The organism is Clostridium algidicarnis (genome assembly GCF_000703125.1).
Lineage (GTDB): Bacteria > Bacillota > Clostridia > Clostridiales > Clostridiaceae > Clostridium_L > Clostridium_L algidicarnis.
The window spans coordinates 2,126,108-2,145,415 of the sequence record NZ_JNLN01000001.1 but is presented as its reverse complement, the minus strand read 5'-3'; the positions used below and the strand labels follow the sequence as shown (position 1 = coordinate 2,145,415).

Annotated in this window: 20 protein-coding genes; 1 reads left to right on the top strand and 19 read right to left on the bottom strand. The window is 29.5% G+C overall.

Annotated elements, in window-relative coordinates:
- Positions 1 to 181 precede the first annotated feature (181 nt).
- From spoIID to BV55_RS0110110, 17 genes are all read right to left on the bottom strand, one after another.
- Positions 182 to 1,219: a stage II sporulation protein D gene (spoIID, locus tag BV55_RS0110190; RefSeq protein ID WP_029452725.1), complete on the bottom strand. Its 1,038-nt coding sequence runs from the start codon at positions 1,217 to 1,219 to the stop codon at positions 182 to 184.
- A gap of 237 nt (positions 1,220 to 1,456) precedes the next feature.
- A complete protein-coding gene (murA, locus tag BV55_RS0110185) occupies positions 1,457 to 2,719 on the bottom strand; it encodes a UDP-N-acetylglucosamine 1-carboxyvinyltransferase (RefSeq protein ID WP_029452724.1) in 1,263 nt (420 codons plus the stop codon).
- Positions 2,720 to 2,741: 22 nt separating this feature from the next.
- Entirely contained in the window at positions 2,742 to 3,431 is a 690-nt protein-coding gene (locus BV55_RS0110180) for a hypothetical protein (protein WP_029452723.1), read from the bottom strand.
- Positions 3,432 to 3,879: 448 nt separating this feature from the next.
- Positions 3,880 to 4,233: an ATP synthase subunit I gene (locus tag BV55_RS0110175; protein ID WP_198023214.1), complete on the bottom strand. Its 354-nt coding sequence runs from the start codon at positions 4,231 to 4,233 to the stop codon at positions 3,880 to 3,882.
- A gap of 98 nt (positions 4,234 to 4,331) precedes the next feature.
- Positions 4,332 to 5,510, bottom strand: coding sequence for an acetyl-CoA C-acetyltransferase (locus tag BV55_RS0110170; RefSeq protein ID WP_029452721.1), 1,179 nt, complete (start codon positions 5,508 to 5,510; stop codon positions 4,332 to 4,334).
- Positions 5,511 to 5,629: 119 nt separating this feature from the next.
- Complete coding sequence (wecB, locus tag BV55_RS0110165; RefSeq protein WP_029452720.1) at positions 5,630 to 6,778, bottom strand: non-hydrolyzing UDP-N-acetylglucosamine 2-epimerase; 1,149 nt, start codon at positions 6,776 to 6,778, stop codon at positions 5,630 to 5,632.
- 18 nt (positions 6,779 to 6,796) lie between these two features.
- Positions 6,797 to 7,825, bottom strand: coding sequence for an MraY family glycosyltransferase (locus BV55_RS0110160; protein ID WP_029452719.1), 1,029 nt, complete (start codon positions 7,823 to 7,825; stop codon positions 6,797 to 6,799).
- A gap of 24 nt (positions 7,826 to 7,849) precedes the next feature.
- On the bottom strand, positions 7,850 to 8,338 hold the full coding sequence (locus BV55_RS0110155; RefSeq protein ID WP_029452718.1) for a deaminase: 489 nt from the start codon (positions 8,336 to 8,338) through the stop codon (positions 7,850 to 7,852).
- Positions 8,339 to 8,509: 171 nt separating this feature from the next.
- A complete protein-coding gene (gene upp, locus BV55_RS0110150) occupies positions 8,510 to 9,139 on the bottom strand; it encodes a uracil phosphoribosyltransferase (protein WP_029452717.1) in 630 nt (209 codons plus the stop codon).
- A gap of 129 nt (positions 9,140 to 9,268) precedes the next feature.
- Positions 9,269 to 9,718, bottom strand: a complete 450-nt coding sequence (gene rpiB, locus BV55_RS0110145) for a ribose 5-phosphate isomerase B (protein WP_029452716.1) — start codon at positions 9,716 to 9,718, stop codon at positions 9,269 to 9,271.
- Positions 9,719 to 9,806: 88 nt separating this feature from the next.
- Positions 9,807 to 10,250 carry a low molecular weight protein arginine phosphatase gene (locus BV55_RS0110140; RefSeq protein WP_029452715.1) on the bottom strand — a complete coding sequence of 148 codons (444 nt, stop codon included), beginning with the start codon at positions 10,248 to 10,250 and terminating at the stop codon, positions 9,807 to 9,809.
- Between the two features lie 54 nt (positions 10,251 to 10,304).
- The gene (locus BV55_RS0110135; protein WP_029452714.1) at positions 10,305 to 11,354 is read right to left on the bottom strand and encodes an L-threonylcarbamoyladenylate synthase; all 1,050 of its coding nucleotides are present in this window, start codon (positions 11,352 to 11,354) and stop codon (positions 10,305 to 10,307) included.
- 87 nt (positions 11,355 to 11,441) lie between these two features.
- On the bottom strand, positions 11,442 to 12,164 hold the full coding sequence (locus BV55_RS0110130) for a ZIP family metal transporter (RefSeq protein ID WP_029452713.1): 723 nt from the start codon (positions 12,162 to 12,164) through the stop codon (positions 11,442 to 11,444).
- 55 nt (positions 12,165 to 12,219) lie between these two features.
- Positions 12,220 to 12,813 carry a hypothetical protein gene (locus BV55_RS0110125; RefSeq protein WP_029452712.1) on the bottom strand — a complete coding sequence of 198 codons (594 nt, stop codon included), beginning with the start codon at positions 12,811 to 12,813 and terminating at the stop codon, positions 12,220 to 12,222.
- Positions 12,814 to 12,846: 33 nt separating this feature from the next.
- On the bottom strand, positions 12,847 to 13,929 hold the full coding sequence (gene prfA / locus BV55_RS0110120) for a peptide chain release factor 1 (RefSeq protein ID WP_029452711.1): 1,083 nt from the start codon (positions 13,927 to 13,929) through the stop codon (positions 12,847 to 12,849).
- Positions 13,930 to 14,014: 85 nt separating this feature from the next.
- On the bottom strand, positions 14,015 to 15,778 hold the full coding sequence (gene prmC, locus BV55_RS0110115) for a peptide chain release factor N(5)-glutamine methyltransferase (protein WP_029452710.1): 1,764 nt from the start codon (positions 15,776 to 15,778) through the stop codon (positions 14,015 to 14,017).
- A gap of 109 nt (positions 15,779 to 15,887) precedes the next feature.
- Entirely contained in the window at positions 15,888 to 16,490 is a 603-nt protein-coding gene (locus BV55_RS0110110) for a thymidine kinase (RefSeq protein WP_029452709.1), read from the bottom strand.
- A gap of 222 nt (positions 16,491 to 16,712) precedes the next feature.
- Here BV55_RS0110110 and rpmE point away from each other — a divergent pair, with 222 nt between their 5' ends.
- Positions 16,713 to 16,925: a 50S ribosomal protein L31 gene (gene rpmE, locus BV55_RS0110105; protein ID WP_029452708.1), complete on the top strand. Its 213-nt coding sequence runs from the start codon at positions 16,713 to 16,715 to the stop codon at positions 16,923 to 16,925.
- 127 nt (positions 16,926 to 17,052) lie between these two features.
- On the opposite strand, the gene rho is transcribed toward rpmE, so the two are convergent.
- Together rho and BV55_RS0110095 are read right to left on the bottom strand one after the other, a co-directional pair.
- The gene (gene rho / locus BV55_RS0110100) at positions 17,053 to 18,522 is read right to left on the bottom strand and encodes a transcription termination factor Rho (RefSeq protein WP_029452707.1); all 1,470 of its coding nucleotides are present in this window, start codon (positions 18,520 to 18,522) and stop codon (positions 17,053 to 17,055) included.
- 420 nt (positions 18,523 to 18,942) lie between these two features.
- Entirely contained in the window at positions 18,943 to 19,287 is a 345-nt protein-coding gene (locus BV55_RS0110095; protein WP_029452706.1) for a hypothetical protein, read from the bottom strand.
- Between the last annotated feature and the right edge of the window lie 21 nt (positions 19,288 to 19,308).

Here is a 19,308-nt window from a genome sequence, read left to right as displayed (position 1 = left end):
AACTAAATAAAGACACAGAAATATAAATTATCACTGTGTCTTTATTTCAAAAAAATATTTTATTTTTAATTACTTGCTCTAATAAAAACTAACCACCTTTTAGAAATTAAAGGTTTCTTTATCAAAAAGGCTAGGGCTTAAATTTTATTTAACACTCTGTTAAATTAAAGATTGCAACTTACTACTTATTAATGTTTTCTATTTCAATTCCTTTATAATAATGGGATAGTATCTCTTTGTAAGTTTTATTATCCTTCCCCATGACATTAGCCCCCCATTGACTCATACCTACACCATGTCCATATCCAACACATTGAATTTCTATTTTATCCTTTTCAAAATTTATATTGAAATTTGCCGAATTTAAATTAAATAATTTTCTAAATTCTACTCCAGTTAATGTGTGTTCTCCTAATCTTATATTTTTTACAGCACCCCCATCCGTTCTTTCTAAGATTTTAACTTCTTTTAATAAATTTTCGCTATTTAAATAATCATCTTTATAATTTTCATTAACTTTAATTATAAATTCCTTATAAGTAAATATTTCTTTTGATTTATATTTTGGCGCTATCTCTTCTCCAGGACTTTCTACAGACTTTAAATATGATTGAGAAAAAGTAAAAACCTCATCTGAATTTTCTGTTTTACCTGAACTTACTGCAAAATACTGTGGATTAAGGACTAAACTTCCCTCACAAATTAATATTTCACCATTAGTTTTCTCCACTGCCTCCTTTATCTTATTCCAATACTCTTCACCCTTATCTTTACCCCACTTTTTTACTCTTTCATCCTTTCCAACGTATACTTGACAGTGCATGCCATCACAAATATGTCCACCTTTAGCTTCCTTACAATTAAAAAGTATCTTGGATACAGCAAAGGTCCTAGCCGCAACTGCTTGAGCTTTTAAAGCCTCTTCATTAAAATTTGCTGGCATCTCTGATGCTACTACACCGATTATGTATTCTTCTAAATTTATTTCACTTACTTTATTTTTTTCTTTATTATAAACTTTAATATTTTTAAAATCTTTACCATCTAATTGATTTTTATAATAATCAACATTTTCATTTCCCTGGTATCTCTTAATTTCTTTTATACTATTATCTTTAAATCCAATAATTATTAATGGTAACAATACTATAAATAACATGAATAACATAAAGCAAATAATAATTCTTTTCAAATCAAAATTCCTTATAGCTTTGTACATTTTATTCTCCTTATATGTATTGATATTTATATAAACCTCTTATCTTAAGATTAATAGCTCATATAAAATTATATTGTTATTATTATAAATATATAACTTTAAAATAGATTTAAAGTTATATATCTACAATTAAGTTGCAGCTAATTGTGGTAATCCATAATCATTTCCAATAAACATTTAACCTCATGCCCTAATCTTCAACATATTAATACATGAAGCAACCTCCTAGATATTACACTATATGTTTATTCTTTCAATGCACGCTCCTAAGGATTTTAATTTCTTTTCTATATCCACATATCCCCTATCAATATGATAGACATCAGAAATTTGTGTATTACACTCTGCTGCAAGTCCACATAATATAAGTGCTGCTCCTGCCCTTAAATCTGTAGCTCTAACCTCTGCTCCAGTAAGTCCCTTTACTCCTTCTATTACAGCGCTCCTTCCATCTATCTTTATATTTGCCCCCATACGTTTAATTTCTGAGGCATGCATGAATCTATTTTCAAATACAGTCTCAGTTATTATACTTGTTCCATTTGAAAGTGATAATAGGGCCATCATTTGAGCTTGCATATCCGTTGGAAATCCTGGATAGGGCATAGTTTTTATATCTACAGGTTTTATATCTACATCGCCATAAGTTGTTGCAACCCCATCTTTAATGTCAATATTAATTCCACATTCAGATAATTTAGCTAATATAGGCTTAATATGCTCTTCATTTACCCCATTAATTTTTATTTTGCTTTTAGTCATAGCTGCAGCAATCATGTATGTCCCAGCTTCAATCCTATCGTATATAGGCTTGTGTGTAACACCTTTTAGTTCACTTACACCTTTTATCTTTATTCTACCTGTTCCTGCGCCTTCTACTATTGCTCCCATGTCATTTAAATAATCTGCTAAATCTTTTATTTCCGGTTCTTCTGCAGCATTTTCTATAACTGTTTCTCCCTTAGCCAAAACTGCAGCCATCATTATGTTTTCCGTAGCTCCAACAGACGGGAAATCTAAATAAATCTTATTTCCTATAAGTCTATCAGCCTTTCCTTCCACATAACCGTGACCTAAATATATTTGAGCTCCAAGGGAGCTTAATCCTTTTAAATGAAGATCTATAGGTCTACTTCCTATATTACATCCTCCAGGTAAAGACAATTTCACTCGTCCAAATCTTGATAGCATAGGTCCCATTATTAAAAAAGATGCTCTCATTTTTCTAACTAAATCGGCTTTTGGCTCTTCTTTTGAATTTATATCCTTTGTGTTAATAGATATATTATTATTTTCTTTATTAATTTCTATTGATGCACCTAAAGATTCTAGCACATCACAAATAACAAAAACATCTTCTAACATAGGTGCATTTTCAATGACAGAAATATCTCCACTTAGTATACTAGCAGCTATTATTGGCAATACTGAATTCTTAGCTGAACTTATATTAACCTCACCTTTTAGTTTATATCCACCCTTAACTATTATTTTTTCCATATTATCCTCCATCCCATACTTTTTAATATGAACTATAAATTATTGGTGTTCCAACAATTAGGTATACACCAGAGTCATAATTCATTACAGCAAAATTTATATCCTCATAACCTAAAAATCCATTTTTGCTATAAGGTGATCTTGCTAAAGCTGTACCCAACACCCCGGCTTCACTATATACAATATCTATATCTTTACTATTTTCATTTTTTAATGTATTTTTTATATTTAATACATTTTTCTCCAATTCATCTTCAGGTAATTTGGCCTTAGCATATTTATATACTCTTTTACTATCATCTAATTTCACTTCTTTTTTAAGTAATTCATCTATCTTATCTTTTTCCTCTATTGATTTTATATTAAATTTTAATTCTACATAAGAATTTTTGCTTTTATTATTCATAAGACCACTTATTTTTATATCTTCTTCCATTTGAGTTAAAGTCGTTATATTCTTTCCATATTCAATATTAAAATTACTTTTAATCCCTTTAACAGATAATGCTTCTTCGCATATATCTATATAAAAATCTATAAAATCTTTTTCAGACATACCTTCAAGCTCAATTCTAATACCATATTCCTCTATACTTAGATCTAATCCATGTATAAATTTATTAATAAAGTCTTCCTTTATATAAAATTTATCGTTTAAAATGAATGATAAGTTTAAAATGCATATAAGCATTAAGCATGCAACTTTCTTCAACTAACTCCCCCCTCATCCTAATTCTTTCCACTTCTAAGTATAATATTCAAATTATTATTAACTATATATGTGCTTTTAAATTAATAGCATAAATTATATATTTATGCATTTTATGCTATTATGTATATTATCAATATATAGATTTAAAGAAAAAATGTGAGAGGTATAATTTTAATAAAAAAAAGCTTATAGGCTAGAAATAAAATTTCCTAGCCTATAAGCTTTTTTATTAAATGTCTTATTCGTTATTAATCACTACAAAAGCAAATAATAAACTTTTTTATTACCCTACTCTATAAACAAAATTCTTTACTTCAAAGTAATTTTTAGTCCCACTGAAACTTAGAAAATCGTTATCCAAAGAGTATCCGCTATTTACTCCCACTTTTAAGAAAATGGAGTATTATAACGAAATCACCAGGTTAAAATCAAAATAACTATTACTACCTCAACTCTTTTTGTTAGTTCTTATACTATAGACTACTATTACCAAAAGATGTGATATATAGCCAAAAACATAAGCTAAAGTATAATTTTCATAATAAAGTGAAATTGCTACAATAATAACACCTATTATTAAAGTTCTAATAACAAAACTTAACACATTCAAAATTTTCCTTTTATTATTTTTATCCTTTGTAATAATAAAATGAGTTACCATAGTATTAGCAATAAAATTAAGCATAGCAGTAAGTAGCCCTAATACAAAAGCTAGTACATACCCATAACTTAAAAACCAAAGAGATATTGCTGAAAATGCCAAAGACATAAAAAGGGTTAGATAGCTCAATTCTTTTATCATTGTTTTAAGATACGTGTCCAATAAAATACTCCTTTACATAATCTTATTTTAACTAAACTATATTAATGGTGATTTCTCATTTTCTTAAATACTTTTACTTATCTTTTTACAACTATAGCTGTACCCATACCTCCGCCTATGCAAAGGGTTGCAAGTCCAGTTTTTGCATCTCTTTTTTCCATTTCATAAAGTAAAGAAACTAATATTCTAGCCCCAGATGCTCCTATTGGATGACCAAGAGCTATAGCTCCTCCATTAACATTTACTTTATCCATATCAAATTTAAGATCTCTAGCTACAGCTATACTTTGAGCTGCAAAGGCTTCATTAGCTTCTATCAAGTCTAAGTCCTCTACTTTAATAGAAGCTTTTTCTAAAGCTTTATTTGTAGCTGCAAATGGGCCATATCCCATTATAGATGGATCCACACCTCTAGATCCATAAGATATTATTTTTGCTAATGGCTTTATTCCTAATTCTTTAGCTTTTTCAGCACTCATTATTACAAATGCTGCTGCTCCATCATTTATACCCGATGCATTACCAGCAGTAACCGTTCCATCTTTTTTAAAGGAAGGTTTTAATTTTTTAAGAGATTCTGCGCTAGTTCCGAATCTTGGGAACTCATCAATATCAAAAATAATCGGATCACCTTTCCTTTGAGGAATCACTACAGGAAGAATTTCTTCTTTAAATCTTCCTTCTTTTATAGCTCTTTCTGCTTTGTTTTGTGAAGCTGCAGCAAATTTATCTTGATCCTCTCTTGAAATATTCCACTTTTCTGCTATGTTTTCAGCAGTAACTCCCATATGATAGTTATTAAAAGCGTCCCAAAGTCCATCAGTTATCATAACGTCAACCATATTACCATTACCCATTCTTTGTCCCCATCTAGCTGTATTTATCGCATAAGGTGCCCTTGACATATTTTCCATACCACCTGCTACAATAATATCTGCATCTCCAGCTATTATTATTTGGCTTGCAAGGCTTACAGCCCTAAGTCCTGATCCACAAACCTTATTAATTGTCATAGCTGGTACCTCAACAGGTAATCCTGCTTTTATAACTGATTGTCTTGCTGGATTTTGTCCAAGCCCTGCTTGAAGTACATTACCCATTATAACTTCATCAATCATTTCACCTTTAACACCTGCTCTACTAAGTGCCTCTTTTATTACCAAAGCACCAAGCTCTACAGCACCTACATCTTTTAATCCTCCACCGAAAGAACCTATAGCAGTTCTAACTGCACTAGCAATAACTACTTCTCTCATAACAATTACTCCTCCAATTCAAATATATTTAGTCTTAAATAAATTTTAAACGTAAACTATTTATAACTTTCCTAAATAAAAGTTTTAGTAAGATTTATCAAAGAAATTACAAGGTGTTTTTATTTTTTAAATTCTTCTATTTTTTCTTTGTTAAATCCAAAATAATGAAGCATTGAGTTTACTATTCTATAAGATGCTTTTCCATCTCCATAAGGATTAATAGCTTTACTCATTTTAAAATAATAATCTTTATCTAAAAGAAGCTTTTTCACTTCTTTTAATATAACCTCTTTATCTGTACCTACAAGTTTTACCGTTCCAGCCTCAACAGCTTCTGGTCTTTCTGTAACATTCCTAAGGACTAGGACTGGTTTACCAAGATGTGGAGCTTCCTCTTGCAAGCCACCAGAATCACTCATAACCATATAACATTTATTCATAAGGTTATGTGTTTCTTTAGTATCTAGTGGTGATAATAAATGAACTCTATCTAGATTTAATAAATGTTTATCAACCACATCTTTTACTACTGGATTTAAATGAACTAAATAAACTATCTCAACATTCTCATAGGTTTCTACTATTTCTTTTAGAGCTTCGCATATATTTTCTATACCACCTCCCCAATTTTCTCTTCTATGGGCTGTTACCATAATAACCTGCTTATTATAGTCAATATCATTTAATTCTTTTGTTTCAAAAACATAATCTTTAGTCACAGTAAAATTCATAGCATCAATTACTGTATTTCCTGTAACATATATATTTTCTTCCTTTATACCTTCCCTTAAAAGATTATTTTTTGCTGTTATTGTAGGCGCGAAGTGCAAATCTGCTAAGGAACCTGTCAATTTTCTATTCATCTCTTCTGGATATGGGAAGAATTTATCAAATGTCCTAAGACCTGCTTCTACATGACCTACCTTAATTTTTTTATAAAATGCGGCTAAAGCGCCTGCAAATGTTGTTGTAGTATCGCCATGAACAAGTATTATATCTGGCTTTACTTTATCAAACATATCCTCTAATCCTTCCAAAACCTTACTAGTTATACCTGTAAGACTTTGTTTTGATTCCATTATATTAAGATCATAATGTGGTTTAATTTGAAATAAATCTAGTACTTGATCTAACATTTCTCTATGCTGTGCCGTTACACATACTATGGACTCTATTTCTTCTCTTTTTTCTAATTCCTTTACTAAAGGAGCCATTTTAATTGCCTCTGGTCTAGTTCCAAAGATGGTCATAACCTTTATCCTATCCATTATTATCCTCCTGCTGAGTCATCTATTTATTTTGAAAAACCCATGTCTCAAAGCCATAAAAACTGTAATTAAAACTATTATAGTTAAAAGGAAATAAGATCTAGGTGTACTTATATACATGGCTAATATAGCTATAATACCAAGCACAGCGCTAATTGAATACATAACTAAAACTACTTGTTTTTGCGTAAGTCCTAAATTTAAAAGCCTATGATGGAGATGTCCTTTATCTGCTTGCATTATAGGCTTTCCGTTTATCTTCCTCCTAACCATAGCAAACAAAGTATCATATATAGGTAACCCCAAAGCCAAAATAGGTACAACTATAGCAAAAGTTGCTGCAGATTTTATAGCTCCTTGAAGTGAAATTACAGATAATAAAAACCCCAAAAGTTGAGATCCCGTATCTCCCATAAATATAGATGCAGGATTAAAATTATAAGGTAAAAATCCTGCTATAGCCCCTATAAGTACAGAAGTTAAAAGAGCTGTAGATGTTCTCCCACACATAATCGCTATAATCATTATGGTAATAGATGATATAAGAGCTACTCCAGCAGCCAGTCCATCTAATCCATCAATTAAATTCAATGCATTTGTTATTCCAATTATCCATAAAATTGTAAATGGGATAGAAAATCTTCCTATATTAAAAAAAGCTTCTTCTCCAGCAAATGGATTTGTTATATTTTTAATATAAACCCCATGGTAAATAACGCATAAAGAGGCAGCCAATTGAAATAACAGCTTTTGCCAAGGCTTTAATTCTATTATATCATCAAGTACTCCACCTATTATAATTATAGTAGCCCCTATAATTATTCCTTTTTCCCATGATTCTAAAGGTCCAGCTTTAACTACAATACCTATTATAAATGCTATATATATAGAAAGACCTCCTAAAAGCGGTATCGGCTTTTTGTGGATTTTTCTTTCATCTTTAGGTACATCCATAGCATTTATTTTAATTGCCAACTTTTTTATAAATGGTGTTGAGATTATTGATATTATCATGGCAATAAAAATTAATTTTATGTATTCAATCATATTTTTTCTTCCTAACTATACGTTTTAGTATCCAAAATTATTAGTAAGGGAATCATCTTCCTCCACCCATTCGCTTGTATATATTACTTTGTAAGTATCCTTTGTAATTCTTATAATTATTTTTTTAATTCCTGAATTTATTATGAGCCTTTTACACATGTCACAAGAATTTGCTGATTCTACTAATTCTTTATTCTTGCAATCCTTACCAACTAAATATAATGTAGAATCAATCATATCCCGTCTAGAAGCGCTTATAATAGCATTAGCCTCACTATGTATACTTCTACAAAGTTCATAATGTGTTCCTCTTTTTACATTTAGTTGCTCTCTTTTGCAAACACCAATATCTATACAATTTCTTCTTCCCCTAGGAGCACCTGTATATCCTGTGGATATAATTTCATCATGTTTTACAATTATAGAACCATAATTTCTTCTAAGGCAAGTTCCCCTTTCTAGTACAGTTTCTGCTATATCTAAATAATAATTATGTTTATCTCTTCTCCCCATTAATATCTCCTTATAAATAAAATGTTAAAAACATTACTTAAATTATACATTAAATATTATTCAAAGTAAACCAGGCTTCATTGATGACTTATAGTAATATGACCTAATTAAATAATTAAAAAGAAAAGGTGTAAACAAATTTAGTTTACACCTTTTCTACTTAATTAGCTATTATTTAGTTCCAAATAATCTATCCCCAGCATCGCCAAGACCTGGTACTATATAGCCATTTTCATCTAACTTTTCATCTATAAGAGCTACATATATATTAACATCTGGATGAGCCTTTACCACTGCCTCTACTCCCTCAGGAGCCGCTATAAGGCACATTAGACGGATATTTTTAGCTCCCCTCTTTTTTAAGAGTGAAATGGCATCCATTGCGGATCCACCTGTAGCTAGCATTGGGTCTGTTACTATTACATCTCTTTCTTGAATGTCTTGAGGTAGTTTGCAAAAATATTCTACTGGCTGAAGTGTTTCTTCATCTCTATATAGTCCTATATGACCAACCTTAGCTGCTGGTATTATTCTAAGCATACCATCTACCATTCCAAGTCCAGCTCTTAATATAGGTACTATAGCCATCTTTTTGCCTGATAACATCTTGCACTTAGTAACACAGATAGGAGTTTCTATTTCTACTTCTTCCATCTGTACATCTCGTGTAACCTCGTAAGCCATTAACATAGCTACTTCTTCAACCAACTCCCTAAAATCTTTTGCCCCAGTATTCTTGTCTCTTATAAGAGCTAGTTTGTGTAAAATTAATGGATGTGTTATTTGTGTTACTTTTCCCATGTTTTTTCCTCCTAAAATCTATTAAGCATTATTTTATATATTAGGCATCATTTTAATATTTTTAAAATACCTTTATCTACATTAAAAAATATTTTTGATGCTTAATTTAACCTTTATCACTGGTTTAAATTACTTTAGATATTTATCTTCAATATCTGATATTTTATCTATTCTCTTTTGATGTCTTCCACCTTGAAACTCTGCACTTAAAAAAGTATCTACTATATCTAAAGCAAGACCTACCCCAACTACTCTTTCACCTAATGCTAATATATTAGCATTATTATGCTCTCTAGTTGCATGAGCACTAAATGTATCAGAACAAAGTGCTGCTCTTATTCCTACGACCTTATTTGCTGATATGCTAATGCCTATTCCTGTTCCACAAATTAATATTCCAAATTCAAAATTTTTCATAGCAACTTCTTCTGCTACCTTTAATCCAAAGTCAGGATAATCACAAGAATCTTCATTATAAGTACCAAAGTCTACAACTTCTATTTGTTTTTCCTTTAAGTGTTTTATAATTTCTCCCTTTAACTTAAATCCACCATGATCGCTTCCAATAGCTATCTTCATAAATATTACCTCCTTAATTTTAAAATTACTTTTTTGAATATAACAAAAACTCTTTGCATTGCAAAAAAGAAGATGTGGTAACTATACCCTATCTCCTTTTAATTTTTTCTAGTAAAAGCCTTATTGATTTTTCGAGATCAAAAAAAGTTTTTTCATAAAACGCCATTGTGCCACCGTAAGGATCTATAATATCTCCATTTACGCCCACATATTCATTTAAAGTAAATATCTTTTCTTTTTCTTTTGGAAATGCATTTATTAACATATCTTTCATATGCAAAGTCATAGTAAGCACAATATTTGAATTTTCAATATCTTCCTTACTAAATTGAACAGCTTTTCTATTGCTTAAATCTAAACATAATTTAGATTTAATAATCTCAGCTGAATTTAAAGATGTAACACTATCTTTAACAATACTAAGTCCTACTGATTTTGAGCATATGTTTTTATTATCATTAATATAGTTAAATATAGCTTCTGCCATACAGCTTCTACAAGTATTTCCTGTACACACAAAAAGAATATTCATAGTATCACACCTCCTTTAAAATAATATAGGTTCTATAAGTTAAAATGTTGAAACTTATACGTCTAATATATCAAACCCTGCTGATTTTTTTAATCTATTCATTATTGCACTGCCAATTCCAATCTCCTCAAAACTTTCAGATAATATTAAATCTACATTTTTATCATCAATGGCTCTTAAACATTCAAAAAGGTTTTTTGCTACAACATCTAAATCTTTTCTACTTCCTAAGGATAAAACTATGCCTTTATTATAAAGGTTTTTAGTTTCTTCTGTAGCTATAATTCCCACAGTCTTTCCTTCATCTATACAATTTTGCACTATTTCATTAACTTTTGCAATAGTTTTTTTCAAATCTCCTCTTATTATCTTCAAAGGAGCCTTAGGTGCATAATGTCTATATTTCATCCCTGGAGCCTTAGGTTTTAATTCTTTACTAGGCATTTTCATTACTGCAGGGTCTATATAAATATCTTCTTTTACTTCTTTTAGCATTTCTAAAGTTATAGCACCTGGCCTTAGTATACAAGGAGGCTCTACTGTACAATCTAATATTGTGGACTCAAGTCCTATATTGCTTCCTTCTCCTCCTAATATATATTCAACTTTTTCATTTAAATCTTCTATGCATCTTTCTACTTCTGTTGGACTTGGTCTTCCCGAAATATTAGCAGAAGGAGCCGCTATTGGGACACCACTTTTTAATATAAGTTCCCTTGCAATTTTATTAGAAGGCATTCTTATACCTATAGTATTTAATCCAGCGCTAGTAGTTAAAGGTATAATGTCAGACTTATTTAATATAAAAGTTATGGGCCCTGGCCAAAATTTTTCCATAAGCTTAGTTGCTACCATTGGTAAATCTTTTATGTATTTTTTTATATTAAAGTCTGCTACATGTATTATAAGTGGATTATCTTGAGGTCTTCCCTTTGCCTCAAATATTTTTGAAACTGCCTTACCATCTAATGCATTAGCTCCAAGTCCATACACTGTTTCGGTTGGGAACACTACAAGACCTCCAGCTTTTATTGTACTTGCAGCTTCTTCTATAGCATTCATATTCATTTTATCTTCATTCATTTTAACTACCTTAGTATTCATTAGAACTCTCCCTTTTATTAACCTTGCACTTTTAAAAAAATATCTAATATATTTTATTTCTTATATTGCAATTGCACATCAAAAATATTAAAGAATAATTCCTATGAAAAATCCCATGAAAATTCCAGCTAGTATGCTTAATATAGATACCTTACCATGGCCTAGTTTGTTAGACTCTGGAATCAATTCTAAAAAAACTACATACATCATAACTCCTGAAGCAAAAGCTAATGCTCTCCCTAAAAAGGTTTCTGAAATTCCCCCTAAATATATCCCAAATATAGCCCCTAATGCTGTGGGCATTGCTGTTATAAATGCATATATCAAAATTTTAGTATTTTTTTCTCCAGCTGCTACAAGTGGGGATACTACAGCTAACCCTTCAGGTATATCGTGCAAAGCTATTATAATACTCATCTTAATACCCAAATATTCTCCTGCTACAAATCCGCATCCCATTATTATCCCCTCAGGTATATTATGAATCATAAGTCCTATTGAAGTTATTACTGCCATTTTCATATAAGTATTGTTTTTTACAATTTTGCTTATAAATAATTCCAGAAATACAGTTACAAGTATACCAATAAGACAAAATATAAATACATATTTTATACTTATTTTCGTTAAAGCACTAGGAATTAAATCAAATACAATAACCGAAAACATAAGCCCTCCTGAAAAACCCATAATAGAACTTATAACGTTTTTAGTAGGATTCTTTATGAACATAGCAAGGGTAGCTCCTATAATTGTACCTATCATAGATACTAATGAGCATAAAAATATTATAATAATAGTTTTATTCAATTTAAAATCACCCCTTATTTATACAATCTTATTAGTAAAAATAAGGGATTATAACTTAATCTATAAATTCCTTTTGTCCTCTAGCTATCTTTATATTTTCAATAGTTTCATCTGTATAAACTGCTTTAACACTATTTTTATATATAATATCTAGTAAGTTATATTTATAAAATCCACCTTTTTTAATGATTAAAAAATAATAATTTTTTTCAGGATTTTCTTTTTTTTCATTCTCATATTTTTTGGCTAACATAGGATACCTTTTGTAAAAGCTTTCATTTATAGGCTTTGCTCTTTTATTTTTAATCTTAGTATTGCTTATTATTATTATTTCTATGTCTTCTTTGCTCTTAGACGTATGTACGATAGATATTTTATCACAAAATATTAGTGTGGTTTGACCTAATATACCTACCTTTAATTTCAACTTATTATTAGAACAGTTAAATTTAATTTTTTGAGAGTTGTATTTGCTTATAGTAGCGAAAGCAATCATAAACTCAATAAAAATCATGTAACTTAATAAAAACCAATTAATATTTCCATATAAAAATAATGCCAAAGGTAAAATTAAAGACATAGATATCATTAGCATCATAAATTTTTTTAAATTTCTGTTTTGATTTTTGATAGCTTTTTCAATATGCAATTAATCACCTCTAAGCATATGTCTTTGAAAATATTATAACCTTTCCGTATTCCCCATAGACTTCATTTTATTTGCTTGATCTTCTGTTATAAGAGAGTCTATAATTTCATCTATATCACCTTCTAAGAATGATTCAAGTCTATAAAGAGTTAATCCAATTCTGTGATCGGTAACCCTTCCTTGAGGATAGTTATAAGTCCTTATTCTTTCACTCCTATCTCCTGTTCCTACTTGGCTTTTTCTATCTTCTGCAATAGATGCTGATCTTTCTGACTCAGCTATTTCAAATAACCTAGATCTTAAAACTTTCATAGCCTTTTCTTTATTTTTAAGTTGAGACTTTTCATCTTGGCAAGAAACTACAATTCCTGATGGAATATGGGTTATTCTTATAGCAGAATCTGTAGTATTTACAGACTGCCCACCATTACCTGATGATCTGAATACATCTATCCTTAAATCATTTTGATTTATCTCAATATCTACATCATCTACCTCTGGTAATACCGCTACAGTAGCAGTAGATGTATGAATTCTTCCACTTGACTCCGTATCTGGGACCCTTTGCACTCTATGAACTCCGCTTTCATACTTAAGTCTACTATAAGCACCTTTTCCTTTTATCATAAAAACAACTTCTTTAAATCCACCTATATCTGTTTCATTAGAGTTTATCATTTCTATTTTCCAGTGCTTATTTTCAGAATATCTTGTATACATTCTAAATAAATTAGCAGCAAATAAAGCTGCTTCATCTCCACCTGCACCACCTCTAATTTCTACAAACACATTTTTATCATCATTAGGATCTTTAGGTAAAAGTAAAACTCTAAGATCTTCTGCTAATTTATCTTTTTTTACTGTAAGATCTTTTAACTCTTCTTGAGCCATTTCTTTTAGTTCTTTGTCGTTTTCCTCATTTAATATTTCTTTGTTAAATACTATCTCCTCATCTACTTGTTTATATTGTCTAAACTTCATAACTAAATCTTCAATATCTGAATGTTCTTTACATAATCTTTGCCATTCTTTTTGATTAGCTATTATTGATGGGTCACTAATCTTAACAGACAATTCTTCATATTTATTTTCAATAAAATTAAGCCTTTCTAACATGTTTATCACTCCGTATCATATTTTCATAGTTTATTATTATAACATATAATAGTAAATAATATTACTCTTTCTTAATATTATACTATTAAATACTGTTTTTTCCTATAACCACTCTATCAAATCCTGATAGATCCTTAATTATCTTTATATTCTTATATCCGAAAGAATCAAGAATTTCACTAACCTCCATACCTTGATCTTTACCAATTTCAAAAGCTATAAGGCCTGATGCACTTAGTATTTCTTTAGACTCTCTTGTAATTGTTTTGTAAAATACAAGTCCATCTTCCCCTCCATCTAAAGCTAGATGTGGTTCAAAGGCCTTTACATCCTCCATTAGAGTATCTATATCTCCACTCTTTATATAAGGTGGATTGGATACTAAAACATCGTATTTATACCCTTTCTTAATTGGTATTTCTAAAAGATCGCTTTTTATAAAACTTACCCTGCCATTAAGTCTAAACTTATTAATATTTTCTAAAACCACTTCATTTGAAATAGGGCTAATATCTATACAATGAACATTTATGCTATCTTTATGATATGCTAAAGAAATACCTATAGCACCGCTTCCAGTACATAAGTCACATACATTTTCATAGTTTTCTTTTTCTATATATTCTAAAACTATTTCAACCAGGTTTTCTGTATCTGGCCTTGGTATTAATACACCTTCTTTAACATTTAAATCTATTCCCATAAATTCCGTATTACCTAATATATATTTAATAGGCATACTACCCTTTCTAAGGTTCACAAATTCCATAAATTCCTTTTCCTTTAAAGAATTAACTTTTAAGTTTCTATTAGTTATAACATAAAGTTTATCTACCTCTAATGTCTTAGCAAGTAAAAGTTGAGTATCTAGTATGTAGCTAGGTATGGATGCATCTTTTAACATTTCATTTCCCATATTTAAAAGTTCGCCTATGGTTTTATCAGGTTCTTTAATGCCTTCAGCAGCCCTTAGTGATGCTATAGCCACTTCTATTTGAGATTCATCAGGTTCTCTTGTTGTTAGCATTTGTAATTTAAGACCTGGATATGCTAATATCTTTGAAAGCTTGCTATTACTTTTTGAAAGCCACTTTATTATTTCAAAACTAAAACCAGACACTATTGGTAGTAATAATATTCTATATAGTACCCTTTCTCCTAAACTACTCCACCCAGTTATTGAAAGTAATATTATACTAACAATCATCACAAGAAATAAAAAATTAGTACCACATCTTGGGTGAAGCCTTTTATATTTCATTACATTTTCTACAGTTAGCTCCTCTTTAGCTTCATAACAAAATATAGTCTTATGTTCTGCTCCATGGTACTGTAAGAGCCTATATATGTCTTCCATCTTAGAAATTGCTACTATGTATATCATGAATATGCTAACCCTAAAAACGCCTTCTATTATGTTTAACCCTACATTATTGACACCTAGTTTTTTAAATAGATTTGCAATTACTGTAGGTATAAGTATAAATATAATTCCAGAAATAATAAAGGACACACCTAAAATAATCCCCATTAATATATTATCACTTTTATCTTTAAATAACTTATTTAGAAACCTTTCTATACTAGATTCACTTTCTTCTTCCTCAAAAAAGCTAGAAGAATAATTTAATGTCTCTATCCCTGTAACCAAAGACTCAATTAATGCTATAAATCCCCTTATAATAGGTATCCTTAATATCTTATTTTTATCTCTTATACATGAAGCATTTTTAATTTCTACCTTTATAGTTCCATCTGGAATTCTTATGGCAGTCGCAACTCCTTTATTTCCCCTCATCATTACACCTTCAATTATGGCTTGACCACCAACGGCATAATCTTTTTTCATATATAATATCAACTCTCTTTTTAAAATTCTTTTTATTTTTTTAAATCCTTTAATTGTTTCTTAAACAATATATTATATTTTGTTCATTTCAAATTCAACCTATACTAAATTATATTTCGTTTAGTTCAAATTCAGCCTTATATTTAAAATAACATTTTGGACACAATGATTCATACTCCACTTCATCTTCATTATCTATAGCTATCTGATTTCCCACAAAAACATATCTGCCATTAATCTTTCTTCCATTAAGTAGGGCCTTTTTTCCACAAGTACATATGGTTTTCATTTCTTCAATGCTATGAGCTAGAAGAAGCAATCTTTTACTACCCTCAAATCCTTCCATTTGAAAATCTGTACGAAGTCCATAGCAAATAACCGGTATATCCATAATTACAGACACTTTAAAAAGTTCATCTATATGATGTGATTTTAAAAATTGGACTTCATCTACTAATATACAATTAATACTCCCCTTATTTTTTATATAACCCTCTATATTTAAATAAGCATTTTCACTAGGGTCTAATAACATATCTACATTTCTTGCAACTCCAAGCCTTGAAGTTATTTTATTTCCGCCTTTAGTATCTGTCCTTGGTTTTATAATTATAACCTTCATACCTCTTTCTTCATAATTATAAGCTACCTGCATAAGACTAGTAGACTTACCCGAATTCATAGCTCCATATCTAAAGTATAATTTAGCCAATTAAAACTCGTCCCTTCTTGATAATTATAAGCAGCATCTCTAAAATAAATGATTCTAAAAATCTACTTTATGATTATAACATTTAATTATAATATAAAAAAGATATGTTATCACACTTTTTACTCTTTAAAATATAAGTATGTATCTTGACTATTAATAAAACTTCGTGATATAATCTAGTAGTTATAAGCGGTAATCCGCAATTTGAAAGAGGTGAAACATATGAGAGAAGGCATACACCCAAATTACAATCATGAGGCTGTAGTTAAATGTGCATGTGGAAATACTTTCACTACTGGTTCAGTTAAAGATGAACTAAAAGTGGAAATTTGTTCAAAATGCCATCCTTTCTTCACTGGGCGTCAAAAGATCGTTGACGTTGGAGGAAGAGTTGAAAGGTTCAATAAGAAGTTCAACTTAAAAAGCGAAGAATAAAGCTATATGAGGAAGATCTATTGATCTTCCTCAACTGCTTTTTTTTTTACTTTTTTTTATTAATTCCATTATTAAAGTATATATTATTTTCTTTAAATTTCTACATATCTTATTTTGTCATTAAATCTTATTTAGAAATATCTATTTTTTTTATCATTTGTAACAATTCTTTATTATTCTTTGTTCTAGATAATAAACTTATTAAGTTCCCTGTTATTGTTTCAATGTTTCCTTCTCTATACATAACTTTTCTTATATTGTATGCTACATCTTTTTCATCTTCTGTAAGCAATAAATCTTCTTTTCTAGTTCCCGATTTATAAATATCAATAGCTGGAAAGATTCTTCTTTCTTGAAGCTTTCTGTCTAAATGAACTTCCATATTTCCAGTTCCTTTAAATTCTTCAAATATCATATCATCCATTCTGCTTCCTGTTTCAACCAATGCAGTTGCAAGTATAGTAAGGCTTCCACCTTCTTCAATATTTCTTGCAGCTCCAAAGAATTTCTTTGGCATTATTAAAGCCCCTGGATCAAGACCTCCTGATAAAGTTCTTCCTGAAGGGTTAACAGTAAGGTTATATGCCCTAGCAAGCCTTGTAATACTATCTAATAATATTACAACGTCTTGGCCTTGTTCTACCATACGTTTAGCTCTTTCAAGTACCATTTGAGCAACCTTTGTATGATGATCTGGTTCCTCATCAAATGTAGAATATATTACCTCTCCATTTATAGATCTTTGCATATCTGTAACTTCTTCTGGTCTTTCATCTATTAAAACAACTATAAGTTTTATTTCAGGATAATTATAAGAAATGTTTTGTGCTATCTTTTTAAGCAAAGTAGTTTTTCCTGCTTTAGGTGGAGCTACAATCATGCCTCTTTGTCCTTTTCCAATAGGACTTATTATATCCATAAGTCTTGAAGATAGGTTATTGTCATGATGAGTTTCAAGTCTTAATCTTTGATCTGGGTATACAGGTACAAGTCTTTCAAATGATTTTCTTCCCACAGCCTTTTCAGGATTTTCACCATTTACTCTTTCAACATACAAAAGAGCTTTAAACTTTTCACCATCTTTAGGTATTCTTACCTTTCCTTCTACCTCATCACCAGTTCTTAAATTAAACCTTCTTATTTGAGATGGTGATACATATATGTCATCTGTACTTGTGAGATAATTCTTACCTCTTAAGAAACCAAAGTTATTATTTTCATTTACCTCTAATACCCCTCTTGCAGACTGAGAGTCATTTATCATAGTTTTTAATCTTTCTCTTTTATTCTCCTCTTCAGCCTTGTCCACAGTTATATTATCTGGCCTTTTTTCTTCATTATTAATCAAAACATTGTTTTTAACAGGTTCTTCTTTAATTTCATTCTTATCCGTTAAAACCTCTTCTTTAATCTTAGGAGCTATCTTTTCTTGAAGAACCATGCCATTTTTTTGCATAGACACAGGTAATGGTAAAACCTTTTTAATTTCTTCGATTAATTCGCTTTTTTTAAATTTACTTATATTTTTTATGTCTAATTCTTTAGCCTTTTTTCGTAACTCAACCAAAGTTACTTTTTCATAATTATCTATCGACAAAATTACACCTCCATTTTTTATTATTCTTAACTTCATAAGTTTTAAAATCTTATAGTTTTTTAAATCTTTTAATTTTTCACAGAACTAACATGAAGTATATCATTAAAATTATTAATCATGAGATAAGTTCTAGAATTCAAATAAACAGAAAACAATAAGAACGTTCAGATAAAATGGATATGAATATAAGAAGACCTTCTAAGATTATATAGGCTATTAGATTATACGTTTTAGCCTATAATAAAATAAATATAGATATTAATATTTATTTTATTTATATTTTTATGTAAATCATATTTCATATTAAATTATATACTTATATGCGCCAACGTCAAGTTATAAGTTTAAAACAGTTTAAACTTATAACAGCTACATAACTTTTTAAAAATTATTTTTTTTAATAAACCCTCATAATAATCTCTATATAGTAGAATAATTTTGATTATTGATATGTCTACGTTCTTTTATAATGCTATAAACCATTTCTTTTTTTCCTATAAGTAATATGAAATTCCCACTATTTTTGCAACCTCCTATAATTAAGTCCTTACACAAAACTTCTTTAAGTTTATAATTGTAACTATGGAACTTATTACAAAATGGACATTTCATACTTATGCATAAAAATTTCTTATTCTTATTTATTATAATTGTCCCATCAAGATATTTCTTATCTAGTTGCTTTAATTCAAAGATATTTGTATCTATCTTAGTAATTGTATTATCTGCATTTTTAAATGCTATTGATACTTCAGTATTATACATAATGGATTCACCTCCATATAC

Coding starts and splice junctions, on each gene's coding strand:
- BV55_RS0110175 (WP_198023214.1), bottom strand. CDS start 4,233: ATGATAAAAGAATTGAGCTATCTAACCCTTTTTATGTCTTTGGCATTT.
- murA (WP_029452724.1), bottom strand. CDS start 2,719: ATGGAAAAAATAATAGTTAAGGGTGGATATAAACTAAAAGGTGAGGTT.
- wecB (WP_029452720.1), bottom strand. CDS start 6,778: ATGGATAGGATAAAGGTTATGACCATCTTTGGAACTAGACCAGAGGCA.
- spoIID (WP_029452725.1), bottom strand. CDS start 1,219: ATGTACAAAGCTATAAGGAATTTTGATTTGAAAAGAATTATTATTTGC.
- prfA (WP_029452711.1), bottom strand. CDS start 13,929: ATGTTAGAAAGGCTTAATTTTATTGAAAATAAATATGAAGAATTGTCT.
- BV55_RS0110160 (WP_029452719.1), bottom strand. CDS start 7,825: ATGATTGAATACATAAAATTAATTTTTATTGCCATGATAATATCAATA.
- BV55_RS0110140 (WP_029452715.1), bottom strand. CDS start 10,250: ATGAATATTCTTTTTGTGTGTACAGGAAATACTTGTAGAAGCTGTATG.
- BV55_RS0110170 (WP_029452721.1), bottom strand. CDS start 5,510: ATGAGAGAAGTAGTTATTGCTAGTGCAGTTAGAACTGCTATAGGTTCT.
- rpmE (WP_029452708.1), top strand. CDS start 16,713: ATGAGAGAAGGCATACACCCAAATTACAATCATGAGGCTGTAGTTAAA.
- prmC (WP_029452710.1), bottom strand. CDS start 15,778: ATGAAAAAAGATTATGCCGTTGGTGGTCAAGCCATAATTGAAGGTGTA.
- upp (WP_029452717.1), bottom strand. CDS start 9,139: ATGGGAAAAGTAACACAAATAACACATCCATTAATTTTACACAAACTA.
- BV55_RS0110095 (WP_029452706.1), bottom strand. CDS start 19,287: ATGTATAATACTGAAGTATCAATAGCATTTAAAAATGCAGATAATACA.
- rpiB (WP_029452716.1), bottom strand. CDS start 9,718: ATGAAGATAGCTATTGGAAGCGATCATGGTGGATTTAAGTTAAAGGGA.
- BV55_RS0110135 (WP_029452714.1), bottom strand. CDS start 11,354: ATGAATACTAAGGTAGTTAAAATGAATGAAGATAAAATGAATATGAAT.
- BV55_RS0110155 (WP_029452718.1), bottom strand. CDS start 8,338: ATGGGGAGAAGAGATAAACATAATTATTATTTAGATATAGCAGAAACT.